Below are 16,244 nucleotides of genomic sequence, written 5' to 3'. Positions count from 1 at the left end.
CCCACTAAAGATATTCTACAATAATTCTCAGAAATGATTCGGCTATTTTCAGAACAGTAGCAAACCGATTTGTCGGGAAATCATCCTTTAGGACAGAGGCAAAATTTGCCGACAAATCGGTTTGCGGTCAAGACCCTAGCTCGTGCGGATTTGCAATCCGTGCGCCTATTAATACTAAATTAACATTAATTCTAATGAATAATTTTTATTTTTGCTGAATGTCTGACAAATATAAAATTTATTAGAAATTATTTTATAACACTTCAATTGAAGCTTATGCGTAATACTTTGGATTCTATCTATTATTGACGCACGGATTGCAAATCCGCGCTAGCAGGGGTGAAAATGGCCCTAATGAGAAAGACTTTCAAAGCATAATTGATAATATAGGTAATGATTCTACTGGTGCTAAATCTACTTTATATGTTGATCAAAAATTTGATAATGAAAATTAATAATTCGATTGGTATAATTTTTTCTGTTTTATTGCTGTCTTCAATGTTGACTTATTCTCAAAATCTATCCATAAAGAAGAATAGAAGGTTCAGCTCAAAGGGATATATTTTAAACATTTTACATGTTTGTGAAAAAGAAATTGATAATAGAAGCTACGATATATTTGTTAAGGGCAAGAACTCATTTTGCGATTCTTTATATCAGTTAGGATACCCAATTTTTGGTTTTAGTTATATTAAACCTGTTGATTCATTATTTAAACAGCTACATAAAAATAGGATATTTATTGTTCCTAGGAGTTTAATGAATTTCGAGTATCCTGTATCAGATAGTTTGGGTCTTATTTCCCACGTTTTTAAAAGTTCTATAATTGATCAAAAACTAATATGTGACAGCTTATATAAACCTGGAGCATATTATAGGATTGAAAAAGTTAAGATTAGAGGTTGGAGAATTAAATTCAAACGATTTTATATATTAAGAAATTTTTACTCATATTATAGTTCAGATTCAGGTAATAATAGTGAAAGAATAGGCTGTCGTTATTTCAAAATGTCTTCACCATATCCAAATAATCAATCAGTTGAAGCGATAGTTGAAGACAGAATCTATTTCTATAATGACAGATTCTTAACTAAATTTGAGGCTGAATTGATAGATTTGTTTTATGAAAAGTTATATATTGGTCCAAAAGTAAAAGTTAAGAAGTCGTATCCAGAAGCATTGAAGCAAATTAGAAAGATAATGGATGTAGAGTAAGGTTTTACTTCAAAACAAAAATATTTTTCCTTGCACAGTCTTAGGTAATTCTATAACAACCATTTCGGAAAGCCAAAATAAGCTGAATATTAGCAAGATCTCAACAAATAGTTGTATTGTTCATTTATAGTTCAAAATCAGGGCCAATTTTATAATACTATTTGATTTTAGGATTATTTTTGAGATTTTGCTGCTATATAAAAAAAGTCCGACTAATTGAAGGTTAAACCAAATAAGTGATTTAATTTTTTTATATTTGTCAAAGGAGATTTGAATTTAAATTTTTAAATATGAGAATTTATACAATTTTATTGGTTTTATTACTTGTTCCGTCTTTTTTCTTTTTTTCTCCAATATTTGCACAGAATGGTTTAGACTTTGATGGTATTGATGATTATGTTTCAACAAATTTTCAAGGGATTTCAGGAACCTCTCCCAGAACAATTGAGGCATATATTAAAACAACTGCCAATTGTAACCCTACTTACGGCGGTACTCAAAATGTTATTTGTTGTTGGGGAACATTTATTAATGGCCAACGATTTACCTTTAACGTATTGTGGAGCAATGCAATCAGGCTTGAAGTCGGAGGTGCCGGCATAAGTGGAACAATACCGGTCAATGATGGAAACTGGCACTATGTAGCAGTAGTGTATAATCCATCGGCAACATATAAAATTCAATTGTACGTAGATGGAGTGCTTGACACTCAAGGAAATCTTACACAGTACCTGAACACAATTAACGGAACTCCGATGATTATTGGAAGACGAATAGACGGAGTAAAATATTTTGACGGAACTATTGATGAGGTACGTGTGTATAATTATGCTAAAACAGCAGCTGAGATTAATAATGTAGCAAATTTTGAACTTTGTAATCCTCCTTCAGGTCTGGTTGCCTATTTTAAATTAAACGAAGGAGTTGCGGGAGGAACAAATACCGGTATTACTACAGCATATAGCAGTGTTGGTAACTACACAGGTACTTTATATAATTTGGGATTGTCAGGTACATCATCCAATTGGGTTACAGGTGCTCCAATAAGTGGTGATACTTATAATACTATAAATGTAAGTAGTTGTGGTAGTTATACTTCGCCCTCCGGAGTAACTTACACTGCTTCAGGTACTTATTCCGAAACACTTCAAAATTCGATTGGTTGTGATTCTATAATTACGATTAATTTGACGATGAACGGATTTGCCACCGATAGCCTGTTTCCTGTTCTTTGTGATTCATATTTCACATCACCAAATGGAAATGTTTACGCACAATCCGGGATATACTACGATACTATCTACAATACTGTGGGTTGTGATTCACTCATTATTATTAATCTTAATGTTTTGTCATCCACACAAAGTTTAATAAATATTACGGAATGTGGAACTAATTATACTGCCCCTTCAGGAAATATTTATGCTACATCAGGTGTTTATTTCGATACCATTTCCAATTCAGTTAGTTGCGATTCTATAATTGAAATAAACCTTAGCTTTGAATCAGCAACTTATAGTAGTATAAATGCTTCAGTATGTGATTATTATATTGCTCCATCAGGGAATATCTATTATCAAGCGGGGCAATATACCGACACCATTGTTAATAATATGGGTTGCGATTCTATCATGACTATAGATCTTACATTGAATTACTCTTCAACAATCAATATCAATGTAACAGAATGCGATTCTTATCTTTCATCAGGAGGTAATATCTACAATCAATCGGGATCATATTCCGATACAATTACTTCTGTTTCTGGTTGCGATTCGATAATTGAAATAAATTTAACCATTGTAGATGAAGTATATAGCTCATTGTCGGTTTCAGAATGTAATAGCTATACAACGCCGTTGGGCAACCAAATTTCACAGTCGGGGGTTTATACCGATACACTTTCATCTGTTCTTGGTTGCGATTCTATAGTTACAATGAACATTGACATTTTTGAATACTATACTGATACTATTTTAGCTCTGGAATGTGAATACTATATAGCACCTGGCGGGACAATATACACTCAGTCAGGAGTATATCACGATACAATTATGACAGGGGCTGATTGCGATTCACTTTATGTTATTTCTCTAACAATTGCAGGAAGTACATCTACACCTCTGGAAGTTACCGAATGTGGATATTATACATCCCCGACAGGTAATATTTATACTCAGTCAGGAATATATTACGATACCCTTTCAAGTATTCTGGGCTGCGATTCCATTATTGTCATCAATTTTACAATGACCGAATTTATTAATGATACTCTTTATCCGGTTTCATGCGAATCTTATATTTCACCTAATGGAAATCTGTTTTACCAAACAGGAATCTATTATGATACAATTCCATATCTTGCAGGCTGTGATTCATTAGTGGTTATTGATCTAATTATTCATAACTCTATTTCAAGTATGTTATCGCTTTTAGATTGTGAGCAATATATTTCGCCTTCAGGAAATGTTTATTTTACAAGTGGGACTTATTATGATACTATTCCGAATGCAATGAGTTGTGATTCTGTTATCCAAATTGACCTTACAATTAATACCATAAGTTCAAGTTCCATGGTTGTGAATGAGTGCAGTAGCTTCACCTCAGCATCAGGGAGTGTATATACTGTTTCGGGGACATACTTTGATACCTTGACTAATGCGGCTGGTTGCGACTCAATTGTTACAATCAATCTTTCAATTAATAATTCTTCGAGTTCGCTGATGGTAAGTGAGTGTTATAGTTTTACTTCACCATCAGGCAATACGTTTACTACCAGTGGTTTGTATAATGATACTATTCCAAATTCGATGGGCTGTGATTCAATTATTTTCATTGATTTAACTATAAACCAGGCTTCAAGTAGCAGTATCGGCATAGCTCAATGTTACAGTTACACTTCACCATCGGGGAATATTTTTACTTCATCAGGTATATTTACAGATACTATTGTAAACTTCTTGGGTTGTGATTCTGTAATCACAGTCGATCTTACTATTTTGGATGCTTCTACAAGCCAACTCACCATATCGGAATGTGAATCCTATACAGCTCCTTCAGGAACTATATATACTTTAAGTGGTAATTATTTTGATACCATCTCTAATTCGGCAGGCTGCGACTCAATAATCACTTTAGATATTACAATAAATACAAGTAGCTCAAGTGTAATTTCCGAAAATGCATGCAGTAGCTATACTTCACCTTCAGGAAATGTTTTTACCTCCTCAGGCCAGTATTTTGATACTATCCCAAATGCAATGGCATGCGATTCTGTAATTACTATAAACTTATCTGTCAATAATTCATATAGTTCATATTCAATATCTGAATGTAATAGCTATACAGCTCCATCAGGAAATGTTTATACAACATCCGGGATATTTCAGGATATAATAACAAACTCACTGGGCTGTGATTCCATAATCACTATTGATGTAACAATCTATCCTTCGACAAGTAGCAGCATAAGTGCCACACAGTGTTATAGCTATACTTCACCCTCGGGAAATATACTTACTACTACCGGAATTTACACCGATACCATACAGAATTCACTGGCTTGTGACTCAGTTATTACCATCAACCTTAATATTCTGTATGCCACATCAAGCCAGATTTCTGTTTCTGAGTGCGAGACATATACATCACCGGCAGGAAATTTATATACAGTTAGTGGACAATATTCAGACACCATAATAAATTCAGTAGGTTGTGATTCAGTTATCCAAATCAATCTGACCATTAATACAAATACCTATTCTACAATTTCGGTGTCTGAGTGTAGCAACTATTCTTCCCCCGCAGGTAATGTTTATACTACTTCGGGTTTGTATTATGATACTATTCCAAGTGGTGCAGGTTGTGATTCGATTGTCGCCATTAGCCTTTCTATTGAAAATACAACAAGTTCGATTTTAGTTGCAGAATGTTATAGCTTTACTTCCCCATCGGGAGCAATTTATTCAAATTCAGGGTTTTATCAGGATACAATACAGAATTCATTTGGTTGTGATTCCGTAATTTCAATTGACTTGACAATTTATGGAGACAGTTACAATACATTGGATATTTCGGACTGCTATTCCTATACATCACCATCCGGCTCTGTTTTATCAATATCAGGAACTTATTTTGATACAATTCCTAATGCGGCTGGGTGTGATTCAATTATTGAGATTAACTTAACTATAAATGAAAATGTAAGCAGTAGTATTTTAGAATCAGGATGTGGCACTTATACATCACCTTCCGGAATGGTATATTCAAATTCAGGAATCTTTATTGATACAATTCCCTCATCAAACGGATGTGATTCCATTATTACTATTGATTTAACGATATTTGAAACTACATACAACTCTATTATGGAGACTGCCTGCGATATTTATACAGGCCCTTCCGGATCTGTGTATGCTGCATCCGGAATCTACTTTGATACTTTAATAAATTCGCAAGCTTGTGATTCGGTAATTGAAATTAATCTTGTTATTTTAGAATCAACATTTAGTTCTTTAGAAATCGCAGAATGTTCAGAGTACATCTCTCCTTCGGGGAATGTTTACACAATTCCGGGGACATACATCGATACTATTGAAAATTTTATTGGCTGTGATAGTATTATTACAATTGAGTTTTCCTTAGTTGAAATGAATATGAATGTTACAATTGATGGAAATCGCATTTGGGCAAATCAATATAGTGCTTCGTACCAATGGCTTGATTGCGACAATGATTTTGCTGAAATATCAGGAGCTGACAACTTGTTTTATGATGTTACTGCTATAGGAAATTATGCTGTAGAAATCACTTTTGAAAACTGTGTAGATACTTCTGACTGTGTTTATTGGTTAGAGATTGATGATTTGTATATTCCGAATATAAATATATTTCCGAACCCTGTATCTAAGAAACTATTTGTTGAGTTTGATACCGGCAACGATACGTATGACATTCAAATATTTAATACCCTTGGTATTGAAATACTCAGCCGAAATAACTACGGTGATAATTTGATGAAAATTGACTTTATTTTTCCTGCAGGTGTATATTTTATTCTTATTAGAAAAGACATGATCTTATTTCAACAAAAAATAATAAAAGAATAGCAGTATATTTTTAAAATCTGTCAATATCCATACCTGCTCCGTGTGAATATTTCTGTAATATTGATGTTTTAAATTAAATGAATGTTACAAGTTGTCAATAAATAGTTGTATTGTAAATTTACAGTTCTAAATCAGGGCAAATTTGAATATTTTTGACTTTTTGCTACTTTCCTTCAAAATCTACCGGAATTGAAAACAACAAATGATTTTCTACCTTTGTTCTGTGAATACTGAAATTGACACATATAAATTTTTGCCATAAAGCAATAATTAAACTTTTTTGTAAACAGATATGACCGCTTCTTTGTACATTATTTTTTTTGCCTCGGTCCTGAAGGAAGAAAATAATGGACAAAGAAGCTACCCCACTAAAGATATGCTACAATAATTCTCAGAAATGATTCGGCTATTTTCAGAACAGTAGCAAACCGATTTGTCGGGAAATCATCCTTTAGGACAGAGTCAAAATTTACTGACAAATCGGGTAATAAACAAACTTGAAAGTGTTTTACAACAAATATCTAATTTCTATAATGCAGCAAACCGATTTGTCGGGAAATCATCCTTTAGGACAGAGGCAAAATTTGCCGACAAATCGGTTACAGTCAAAAACAAATAAAATTCCAGTAGCTCAGAAACTTATACCAGAGATAGATTAAGAAGGAATAGTATTTGCATTTGATGCTTTATACTGTCAAAAGATAATATTTTAAATAAAAAAAGAGATTTTATACAAAGTTCGTAATGTTCAGAAAATAAGTAAATTAGTTATTATGCAAATTAAGAAATAAAGATGTTTAAATAAAACTTGGTTTAAATAATACAAATTTTTATAATTTAGTGCAAAAAATAATAATAAGCTTATTTGATTAACAGAAATAGGAAAATGATAAAATATCAAGATCAACTTATAGAACTTGCAATAAATGAAGATATTGGCGATGGCGATCATACAAGCCTATCGTGCATTCCGGAAAGTGCTATCGGAAAAGCACGCTTGATTGTTAAAGAAGATGGAATTATTGCAGGAATCGATATTGCTGCAAGAATATTCAAAAAAATAGATGAAAATCTGCAATTGGATGTCATTCTAAAAGATGGGGATAAAATTACTAAAGGAGATATTGCATTTACAGTGGAAGGTAAAAAACATTCGATTTTGCAAGCAGAACGGATTGTCCTGAATTTTATGCAACGAATGAGCGGAATTGCCACCAGAACTTCCGAATATGTTGAACTTTTAAAAGGTTTAAAAACCAAAGTTTTGGATACTCGGAAAACAACGCCGGGACTTCGATTTATAGAAAAGGAAGCTGTGCGAATAGGTGGTGGCAAAAATCACAGAATGGGACTTTACGATATGATAATGATAAAAGATAATCATATAGATTTTGCCGGAGGTATTGTTCCTGCAATTTCGAAAAGCAAAGAATATATAAAAAGCAAGAATAAAAATCTAAAAATCGAAATCGAAGTAAGAACAATTGACGACATCAAAACAATTCTGCAAGCTGGAGGAATAGACAGAATTATGTTAGACAATTTTTCGATTGAAAAAACCAAAGAGGCGGTCGAACTAATAGCTGGAAAATATGAAATAGAATCGTCCGGTGGAATTACATATGAAACAATTAGAGACTATGCAGCTTGCGGAGTTGATTATATTTCAGTAGGTGCTTTAACTCATCAAATTAAGAGTTTGGATATGAGTTTGAAAGCGGTTTTTTAATTATGAATTATGAATTATCATTCTTTAAACTTTAAAAACTTTACGAACTTTAAAGAGATTCCTGCTTTCGCAGGAATGAACTTTACAAACTTTCAGCTCAATTTATGATTGATGACAAGACATATAAGTTGTTTAATAACAGTATTCACAGAATAATTCGTTTTATTCAGCGAATTACTTTGCCCGGTTTCGATAGAGTGCCCATTTTCGATGTAGGTGTTTTTTTCGTAAAAGGGCTTGTCAATGGCTCGCTCACAACCCGTGCTTCGGCTGTTGCATTTAGTTTTTTCCTTGCAATATTTCCTGCAATAATTTTCTTTTTCACGCTAATTCCGTATATCCCAATCAATAATTTTCAACAGGAATTGTTGATGCTACTTGAAAGTATTTTGCCACAGAATGCCTATCTGGCTTTTAAAGAAACACTTACAGATATTGTAACAAAACAACGAGGTGGCTTATTATCGTTTGGAGTAATTGCAGCACTCATTTTTTCTACAAATGGAATAAGTTCAATGATTGATGCCTTTAATGCAAGCCATCACGAAATTGAAACACGAACGTGGATTGCTCAAAGACTAATTTCCATTGTGCTGGTTTTGATACTTTCATTGTTGATAACTACAGCAATTATTCTTATTGTTTTTAGCCAAACGGCTATGACTTATCTTGTAGAGCAAAATATTTTAGAGCTGAATTTCACATTTTATTTATTATCAATAGGGAAGTGGCTTATAATTGTTGCATTGTTCTTTTTCGCAATATCATTTTTATATTATTTTGCTCCGGCAAAAAAGCGGAAATGGAGATTTATTTCTGCCGGCTCAACTCTTGCTACGATTCTTACAATAATTGTTTCTTTTTTGTTTTCCTTTTATATCAACAATTTTGGACAATACAATAAACTGTATGGCTCAATTGGGACCTTGCTTGTAATTCTTTTGTGGTTTTATATAAATGCAATTATTCTTCTCACCGGTTTTGAATTGAATGCAAGTATTAAAAATGCTAGTATTCAGAAGGAGGATTTGTAAATTGCCTCATCTGATTATTGTGAGAAGATTTTTTTATTTATATAATGGGTATGAAGTAATTGTGATTTTGCAGAGGATTATTAGAAAATAATTGTTTTACAGTAATAAGCTATAATTATGAGACTTGAAGATGAGTTTACCTATGGAAAGCATAAAGGAAAAAAAATAATTGATGTATTTACTGGTGTTCTAATCGATCCTATTAGAACAGGGAAGATAATTGAAGCTTATTTACAAGACTTGCTTAATCTATTTTCTCCATCGCTGAATAAGCATTGTATTTATTTTTTTAATAATGATATGAGAAAAGTTGCAAAACAAAATAAACTTTATGTGGATAAATGGAAGACACAACCAAATGCCAGATTTAGAGTAACTCAAAAGTATATTTTTATTGAAAATTGTAAGAATAATTTGTTGAGTATTTATATGGAATTTTTGAATTCAATAATGAATTTAAATTATACAAACAATGGTTCAACAGAATATTGGACTAGTACTAATTATCCCAAAGCCTCATCTTCTTTACATATGAAAAATATTAATCCGAATCCATCATATATTAAATGGTGTATAAAGCATATTGATGGTTTTTATATTTGTTCTGACGAGATTGAAATGCTGAAAGACATTAAATCCTTCTATTTTGAAAATTTCACGATAGAAATAGTTAATGATGAGATATTAATGTACACTCCCAAAATTAGAATTAATGAATATAAAATATCTGATAGTTTCATTGAAATGAATAGACGAAAAGAAAATGAAGTTTTAGATGATAAATACCCTGAATCCAATAATTGCGAAAATAATCAAGATACATCATATGAACAGTTCGATGGCCCATCTGATGGGTATGGAGGTATGCTATCAGATGGCTTTATAAATGATGTATTAGATGGTGATTCTGAGGCTTATTGGAATGTTGATTAATAAGAAACTATATGTTATTGTACCCATGCATTGTAAAAATATAGATTAGAAGTTTTTCAATGAGAATAGATAATTTTTTATTATTGAAATATGTACTTGATCTATTCACTTAATAATAAGGCTAAATAGTAGAGGTATCAGGATACATATCAAATATCCACAAAATAAGATTTTCATATCACCTCATATGTTCATACCTACTAGCATCAAGTCTAATAAAAATAAAAAGTAAAATCGTAAACGCCCAAAGCGAAGAACCACCGTAACTAAAAAATGGCAACGGAATACCAATAACTGGAGCAAGTCCAATTGTCATTCCTATATTTATGGCAAAGTGAAAAAACAAAACTGAAACAACTCCATATCCATAAATTCTATTGAAAATAGAGCGTTGCCTTTCTGTAATTATCAATAAGCGAATCAATAAAAACAAATATAAAAGTATAACTACAGAAGTTCCGGCAAAACCCCATTCTTCGCCAACAGTACAAAAAATGAAATCGGTGCTTTGTTCCGGCACAAAATCGAATTTTGTTTGCGTTCCCTTAAGAAAACCTTTTCCCAGAAATCCTCCCGAGCCAATTGCAATTTTCGATTGATTGACATTGTAGCCTGTGCCGAGTGGGTCAGATTTTAAACCAAGCAAAACATTTATTCTCGACTGTTGATGTTCTCCTAAAATATTGTTGAAAAAATAATCGACTGATGAAGTATAAATCATTGCTGATAGTAAGCTGATTGTGATAATGGAGGCAATATTCAGTTTCTTTTTATAGGCTAAGAAAAAGTAGAAAGTGCTTGAAATAATAGTTGCTACAAGAAGCAATTGGTATATCGGAATTTCGTATTTAATCTGCTTTTCGGCAAAAAAGATAATAGAAAAAACTAATGCAAATATTCCTACACCAATTCCAATTTCTTTTTTTCGAGGTCTTACTAAATAATAGAAAAGCGCAGAAACAATTAGCAAACTAATGAATAAAGTTTCTAAAGAAAAAACCAATGAAAGAATAAATAGAACTGCGATAACTAAAGTGAATAGCAAAAAAGTTCCGGATAATCCCTGACGGTAGAATACTAATATAAATGAAGCATATACTAAAGCCGAACCGGTATCATTTTGTATAAGAATTAAAATTGCAGGCAAAAAGGTAATTATTCCAATTTTGACAAGAGTTTTAATTTTATGAATTTTCAAATTGTAGGAACTAAAATATTTGGCAATAGCCAGACAAGTAGCAAACTTTGCAAATTCCGAAGGTTGAATCAATATATTTCCAATTTCGAACCACGATTTTGCACCATTGATTTCTCTACCGAAAATTAGTACAAAAACCAGTGTGAAAATCGAAATTCCGTAAAAGAAGTATGCAAAAAATTCGTAAAACTTGCTGTCAATTATGAGAATAACAATTATTAAAAATAATGCTGCAAAAATCCAAATCAATTGCTTACCATATCTTTGCGTACTATCGAAAATGCTCTGGTGTTCTTCGTTATAAACCGCAGCATAAATATTTATCCAACCAATAAAAATCAGTATCAGATATAAAAAAACCGTAAGCCAGTCAATCGATTTGAATATGTTAGTCCTTCTTCTCAATATTTTTATAATTAAAATCTAATATTTTGTTTTCTCTCCATTTATATGAAACAGTATCTGTTAAATATTTCTCAATCATAAGGCAGGCAATCGGCGCTGCCCAGGTAGAGCCAAAACCTGAATTTTCCACAACCACAGAGATTGCAATTTTAGGATTTTCTTTTGGTGCAAAAGCTATAAATACCGAATGGTTTGCCCCGTGCGGATTTTCGACTGTTCCGGTTTTTCCGCACAGCTCAATATCTTTTATTGGATACCAGCGTGCAGTGCCATGTTCTCCAATAAAAACATCGTGCATAGCATCAATAATAATATCGAAATGACTTGAATCAATAGTAGTAATATTTTTTTTGTAGGGAAGATAATAGGCAGTATCAACATTTTCAATTTTCCTGACAATGTGAGGAGTATAATAAAAACCTTTGTTTGCAATTATTGCTACTTCGTTTGTCAATTGCAGTGGTGTGGATAGAATTTCGCCCTGCCCAATAGATAGCGAGCGAATAGTTGTTGCACGCCAACCTTTTTCGCCGTAATATTTATTGAAATAGCTTTCGACCGGAATATTTCCGCTACTTTCGCTTGGTAAATCAATATTCAATTTTGAGCCAAAACCAAAACTTGTGATATGGTTTCGCCAGCAATTAAAACCCTCTTGCACTGTTGTGAATTCTGGTTTTTCTATTATTGTTTTAAAAACATTCCAGTGATAAGGATTGCATGATAATTCTATCGATTCGCTGAGATTTACAGGCGAATAATGGAAATGACTACATGCAATGGGATAGCTCCCCTCTCCTTGACAAGAATATTTTGTTTCAGCAAAAACAACATTTTCTTGCAGACCTACCAAGCCATTCACAGGTTTGAAAGTTGAACCAGGAGAATATTGTGCCAACAATGCCCTGTTGAATAAAGGTTTAAGCGAGTCGTGGGAAAGTTGTTTGAAATTCTCGGAACGAATTCTTCCTACAAGCAAATTTGGGTCGTAAGCCGGAACTGAAACGAGTGCCAAAATCTCTCCGCTTGATGGTTCCATGGCAACTACGCTACCTATCTTATTCTTCATTAATTTTTCGCCATAAGCCTGAAGTTCAGCATCAATTCCTGTGTAAATATTTGAGCCTATTTCAGCTTTTGTGTCGTAATCGCCGTTGTGGAAAATTCCTTGCACTCTATTATGAACATCTACTAAAAAAAGTTTCCGACCTTTTTTGCCTCTCAATTCCTTTTCGTAAGATTCCTCTAATCCGCTTTTCCCAATATAATCACCTGATTTATAATACGAATCAGACTTGGTAATTTTTTCGTCAACCTCGCTAACATAGCCCAGAATATGAGCAGCAATTCCTTGTGGATATTTTCGCAAAGTTCGTGTCTGAACAAAAAAGCCTGAAAATTTATAAATCTTTTCTTGCAAAATTGCATAAGTCTCAGCAGAAATTTGCTTCAGGAAAATTGAAGGTTTGTATCTCGAATAACGTTTTGCAGCTTTCAGTTTTTCATCGAACTGAGTTTTTGAAATTTTTAAAATATAACAAAACTCAGTAGTATCAATCTCAGAAAGTTGGCGTGGAACAATCATTAAATCGTAAGCAGCCTGATTTTCAACTAATAATTGTTTGTTTCTATCAAAAATCAGACCTCGCGCCGGATATTGAATTTCTTCTCGCTGCGAATTGTTTTCTGCCGAAAGTTTGTAACTTGTATCAACTACCTGAATAAAAAATAGCCTGACAAGAAAAATCAAAACTATCAATATAATTATTCCTCCAATAATATATTTTCTATCAGAATATGGATTTTTCATAAAATTCTACACTCACAAATTTCTATAATTAAGCAATTTAAGTATTTAAGCTTTCAATATTTCGACTTCTGCAAAAGTGATAAATTGATTGCTTAAAACAAAATGGATTTTGGGAGAAAATAATATCACAATTTAAATATATGTTTGTAGTATTTGACTTTAGCTTTGATTTTTAAAACAGTTAAAAATACAATATCTTTGGCATAAATTAATTATTGTATAAAATGAAGATAAGTATAGAAAATTTAGGTCCCATAAAGAAATTTGACTTCGATATTGATAAAGATTTTCATATTATCTATGGAGAAAATAATATTGGAAAATCTTATGCAATTAGTACGGTTTATATTCTTCTTAAGCATTTAGCTATTGAACCATTTGATGTAAGTAATTTAATATTAGGCAATTTATTAATTCAGGATAAAGAAAAGCACCCAGAATTAGAAAAATTAGAAATTGCTTTAAAAAACAAGATACTTGATAAAAAAACAAAAGAGTTTTCAATAACAAAAATTTGTGAAAATGTTTTGAAAGAAGCGATAGCTAAGTCTTATCTCCCAACCATAAAACAAAGTTTTAAAAATTCTTTCTCAAACTTTGAAAGTATGAGAAACCAATTGAGTAATAAAGAGTTTTCGCTAAAAATTTACTTAACAAATTTTCAATTTACAATAAAACTATCTAAAAATAATGAATTGTATATTAGCAATTTACAGCTTGAAAAAAAAATCTTAATTAGGTTTATTAATACTAATAGAAAAATTAGAGAAAGAGAAAACCAAATATTATTCTACATTAATAGTACTAATTTTACATTTCAAAAATTAGAGGCTGAGATATTGGAATTTTTAGTTATTCAAGTTTTTTTATCGATTAGTCGTCTTAAACGAGTTTTTAATGAGATGTATTTTTTACCTGCATCTCGTTCAGGACTATATCAGGCTATGAATATTTTTAGTTCTGTATTTGCAAAACTTTCTCAAATCAGACATCTTGTAAATAGTCAAATTGATATCCCTGCACTTTCTGAACCCGTTTCTGATTATTTTCTGAAATTATCAACAATTAAATCTTCAAAAATGTCCGATAAATTTTCTGCAATAGCAAAAGAAATTGAAACCGAAATACTTGACGGGGAAGTAATTTTTAATTCCGACACAAAAAAAATTGAATTTATTGAAAAAAAAACAAAGTTGAAATTAGATTTATCTGAAACATCTTCTATGGTATCTGAGATATCGCCAATAGTTGCGTATTTGAAATATATAATTAATGAATCTGATGAGAAAAACGATTATGGTAGTTTCATTTATAAAACCTCTTCTGCAGATTACACTAATTCAAAAAAATTGATATTTATTGAAGAACCCGAAGCACATTTGCATCCTGCAATACAAGTAAAATTAGTAGAATTTTTCACAAAACTGATAAAGAATAACATAAAAATAGTGTTAACCACTCATAGCGATTTCATTTCAAATAAACTTACAAATTTAATTCTATCAAAAGATTTAGATTTTAAATCAGTATCGAGCTGTCATCTTGTGATGAAAGAAGGTGGTAGTACTGATTCTGAAGATATGAAAGCTACTAAAGAAGGAATTGAAGATTTTAATTTTCTTAAAGTTGCTGAAAATTTATATGAAGAAAGAATTAAATTGTCGAATCCGGAAAATGAATAAATATGCTTTTAGAAACAATAAAGAAACATTCTGAATTGTCAAAATTTATTCATAGCAAATGCGAGGATGAAGGTATTTGTATTGATTTTGATAATCGAATTTCTCAGAAAGATGTTTTGGTTATAAAAGTTGATGATTTTTATAATAATCTTAAGCTTTCAAAGGTGCCAGCTTCACCAGATTGTTTGATAGTTCAAAAATGCAGATTTGGTTTTGCAATTTATATTGTTGAATTAAAGGGGATTAAATCATCAAAAGGTTTTGTTGTTGAAAATATGTTAGAGAAATTCTCAACATGCATCGATGATTTTATTTGTAAAAGATTTAAGGATGTTTTAGAAATTGATTACAAAAGAATAAAACTCTATTTTGTTAGTAAAATTGAAATTTATAAACGAGATGCCGGTTTGAAATTGCGGATTCTTCAAAACAAACAGTTTAAGTATCGCAATAAGAAATTTTTTATCGAAGCCAAGATGCCTGTTCCTGCTATTAAACCTTGTTACTAAGAAATGATGAAATCTAAATTAATTTTTATATTTATAATAATTTCCTTTTTGTCCTCATCTAAAACAAGTGGACAGGAAAAATACGAAGAAATTATTATTGAAAATAAAATTTATAAACCCGGAAGCAATTGGTTATCGATTGGAGCCGGTTTGTCTTATAATTTCGATAGAGTAAAGATTGAAAGAGATATAAATGTGTCTTATCATCAGCGTATAAAAAATCACCACTTTAATATTGGCTATCATACATCTCGGGAAGAATCCTTTCTGTATATATCTAGTCAGAGACTGAACGATTTGTATCTGGGATATGGCTGGAGGTGGGAGAAACAGAAAACTCAGCAATCTTTATTTCTTGGGACCTCTTATTCCTGGGGCGGCAGTTTTCATCATAATGAAACTACAACTATTGATTCTGTAACTATTGAACTTGTGCCGTTCTACAGATATTTTGTTGAGCCGGGACTTTATGTAAACTATTGTCTTACTTATAAATTTTATTACGATCTTGGATTGAGTGCTAATTTTTTTGTCAGTGCAAATCAATATTATCAAGTTGCCGGAATACGATTTAGTGTTTATTTTTCAGGGGCTTACAAAGGAAAAATCGAATAGTTTCTA

The 16,244-nt window shown here is 31.7% G+C and carries 10 protein-coding genes; 8 read left to right on the top strand and 2 right to left on the bottom strand.

Annotated elements, in window-relative coordinates:
* Nucleotides 1–444: 444 nt before the first annotated feature.
* The 5 genes from HN894_00490 (at nucleotide 445) to HN894_00470 (ending at nucleotide 10,019) form a co-directional block, all read left to right on the top strand.
* Nucleotides 445–1,215: a hypothetical protein gene (locus HN894_00490; protein MBT7141783.1), complete on the top strand. Its 771-nt coding sequence runs from the start codon at nucleotides 445–447 to the stop codon at nucleotides 1,213–1,215.
* Between the two features lie 290 nt (nucleotides 1,216–1,505).
* The gene (locus HN894_00485) at nucleotides 1,506–6,323 is read left to right on the top strand and encodes a T9SS type A sorting domain-containing protein (GenBank protein MBT7141782.1); all 4,818 of its coding nucleotides are present in this window, start codon (nucleotides 1,506–1,508) and stop codon (nucleotides 6,321–6,323) included.
* An 886-nt stretch (nucleotides 6,324–7,209) separates the two neighbouring features.
* The gene (gene nadC / locus HN894_00480; protein MBT7141781.1) at nucleotides 7,210–8,052 is read left to right on the top strand and encodes a carboxylating nicotinate-nucleotide diphosphorylase; all 843 of its coding nucleotides are present in this window, start codon (nucleotides 7,210–7,212) and stop codon (nucleotides 8,050–8,052) included.
* 104 nt (nucleotides 8,053–8,156) lie between these two features.
* Nucleotides 8,157–9,086 carry a YihY/virulence factor BrkB family protein gene (locus HN894_00475; GenBank protein ID MBT7141780.1) on the top strand — a complete coding sequence of 310 codons (930 nt, stop codon included), beginning with the start codon at nucleotides 8,157–8,159 and terminating at the stop codon, nucleotides 9,084–9,086.
* A 117-nt stretch (nucleotides 9,087–9,203) separates the two neighbouring features.
* Nucleotides 9,204–10,019: a hypothetical protein gene (locus tag HN894_00470; GenBank protein MBT7141779.1), complete on the top strand. Its 816-nt coding sequence runs from the start codon at nucleotides 9,204–9,206 to the stop codon at nucleotides 10,017–10,019.
* A gap of 178 nt (nucleotides 10,020–10,197) precedes the next feature.
* Here the strand turns inward: HN894_00470 and rodA are convergent, their stop codons facing one another.
* Both rodA and mrdA read right to left on the bottom strand, forming a co-directional pair.
* Nucleotides 10,198–11,622: a rod shape-determining protein RodA gene (rodA, locus tag HN894_00465; GenBank protein ID MBT7141778.1), complete on the bottom strand. Its 1,425-nt coding sequence runs from the start codon at nucleotides 11,620–11,622 to the stop codon at nucleotides 10,198–10,200.
* Entirely contained in the window at nucleotides 11,606–13,432 is a 1,827-nt protein-coding gene (gene mrdA, locus HN894_00460) for a penicillin-binding protein 2 (GenBank protein MBT7141777.1), read from the bottom strand. The genes rodA and mrdA overlap by 17 nt, the downstream gene beginning before the upstream one ends.
* A 224-nt stretch (nucleotides 13,433–13,656) precedes the next feature.
* On the opposite strand from mrdA, the gene HN894_00455 reads away from it, so the two are divergent.
* From HN894_00455 to HN894_00445, 3 genes are read left to right on the top strand one after another with little or no spacing between them, the layout of a single operon-like run.
* The gene (locus HN894_00455; protein ID MBT7141776.1) at nucleotides 13,657–15,114 is read left to right on the top strand and encodes an AAA family ATPase; all 1,458 of its coding nucleotides are present in this window, start codon (nucleotides 13,657–13,659) and stop codon (nucleotides 15,112–15,114) included.
* Nucleotides 15,115–15,116: 2 nt separating this feature from the next.
* On the top strand, nucleotides 15,117–15,623 hold the full coding sequence (locus HN894_00450; GenBank protein ID MBT7141775.1) for a hypothetical protein: 507 nt from the start codon (nucleotides 15,117–15,119) through the stop codon (nucleotides 15,621–15,623).
* A gap of 3 nt (nucleotides 15,624–15,626) precedes the next feature.
* On the top strand, nucleotides 15,627–16,238 hold the full coding sequence (locus tag HN894_00445; GenBank protein ID MBT7141774.1) for a hypothetical protein: 612 nt from the start codon (nucleotides 15,627–15,629) through the stop codon (nucleotides 16,236–16,238).
* The last annotated feature ends 6 nt before the right edge of the window (nucleotides 16,239–16,244 follow it).

The organism is Bacteroidota bacterium (assembly GCA_018692315.1).
Lineage (GTDB): Bacteria > Bacteroidota > Bacteroidia > Bacteroidales > JABHKC01 > JABHKC01.
This window is presented reverse-complemented; position numbering and strand designations above follow the sequence as displayed.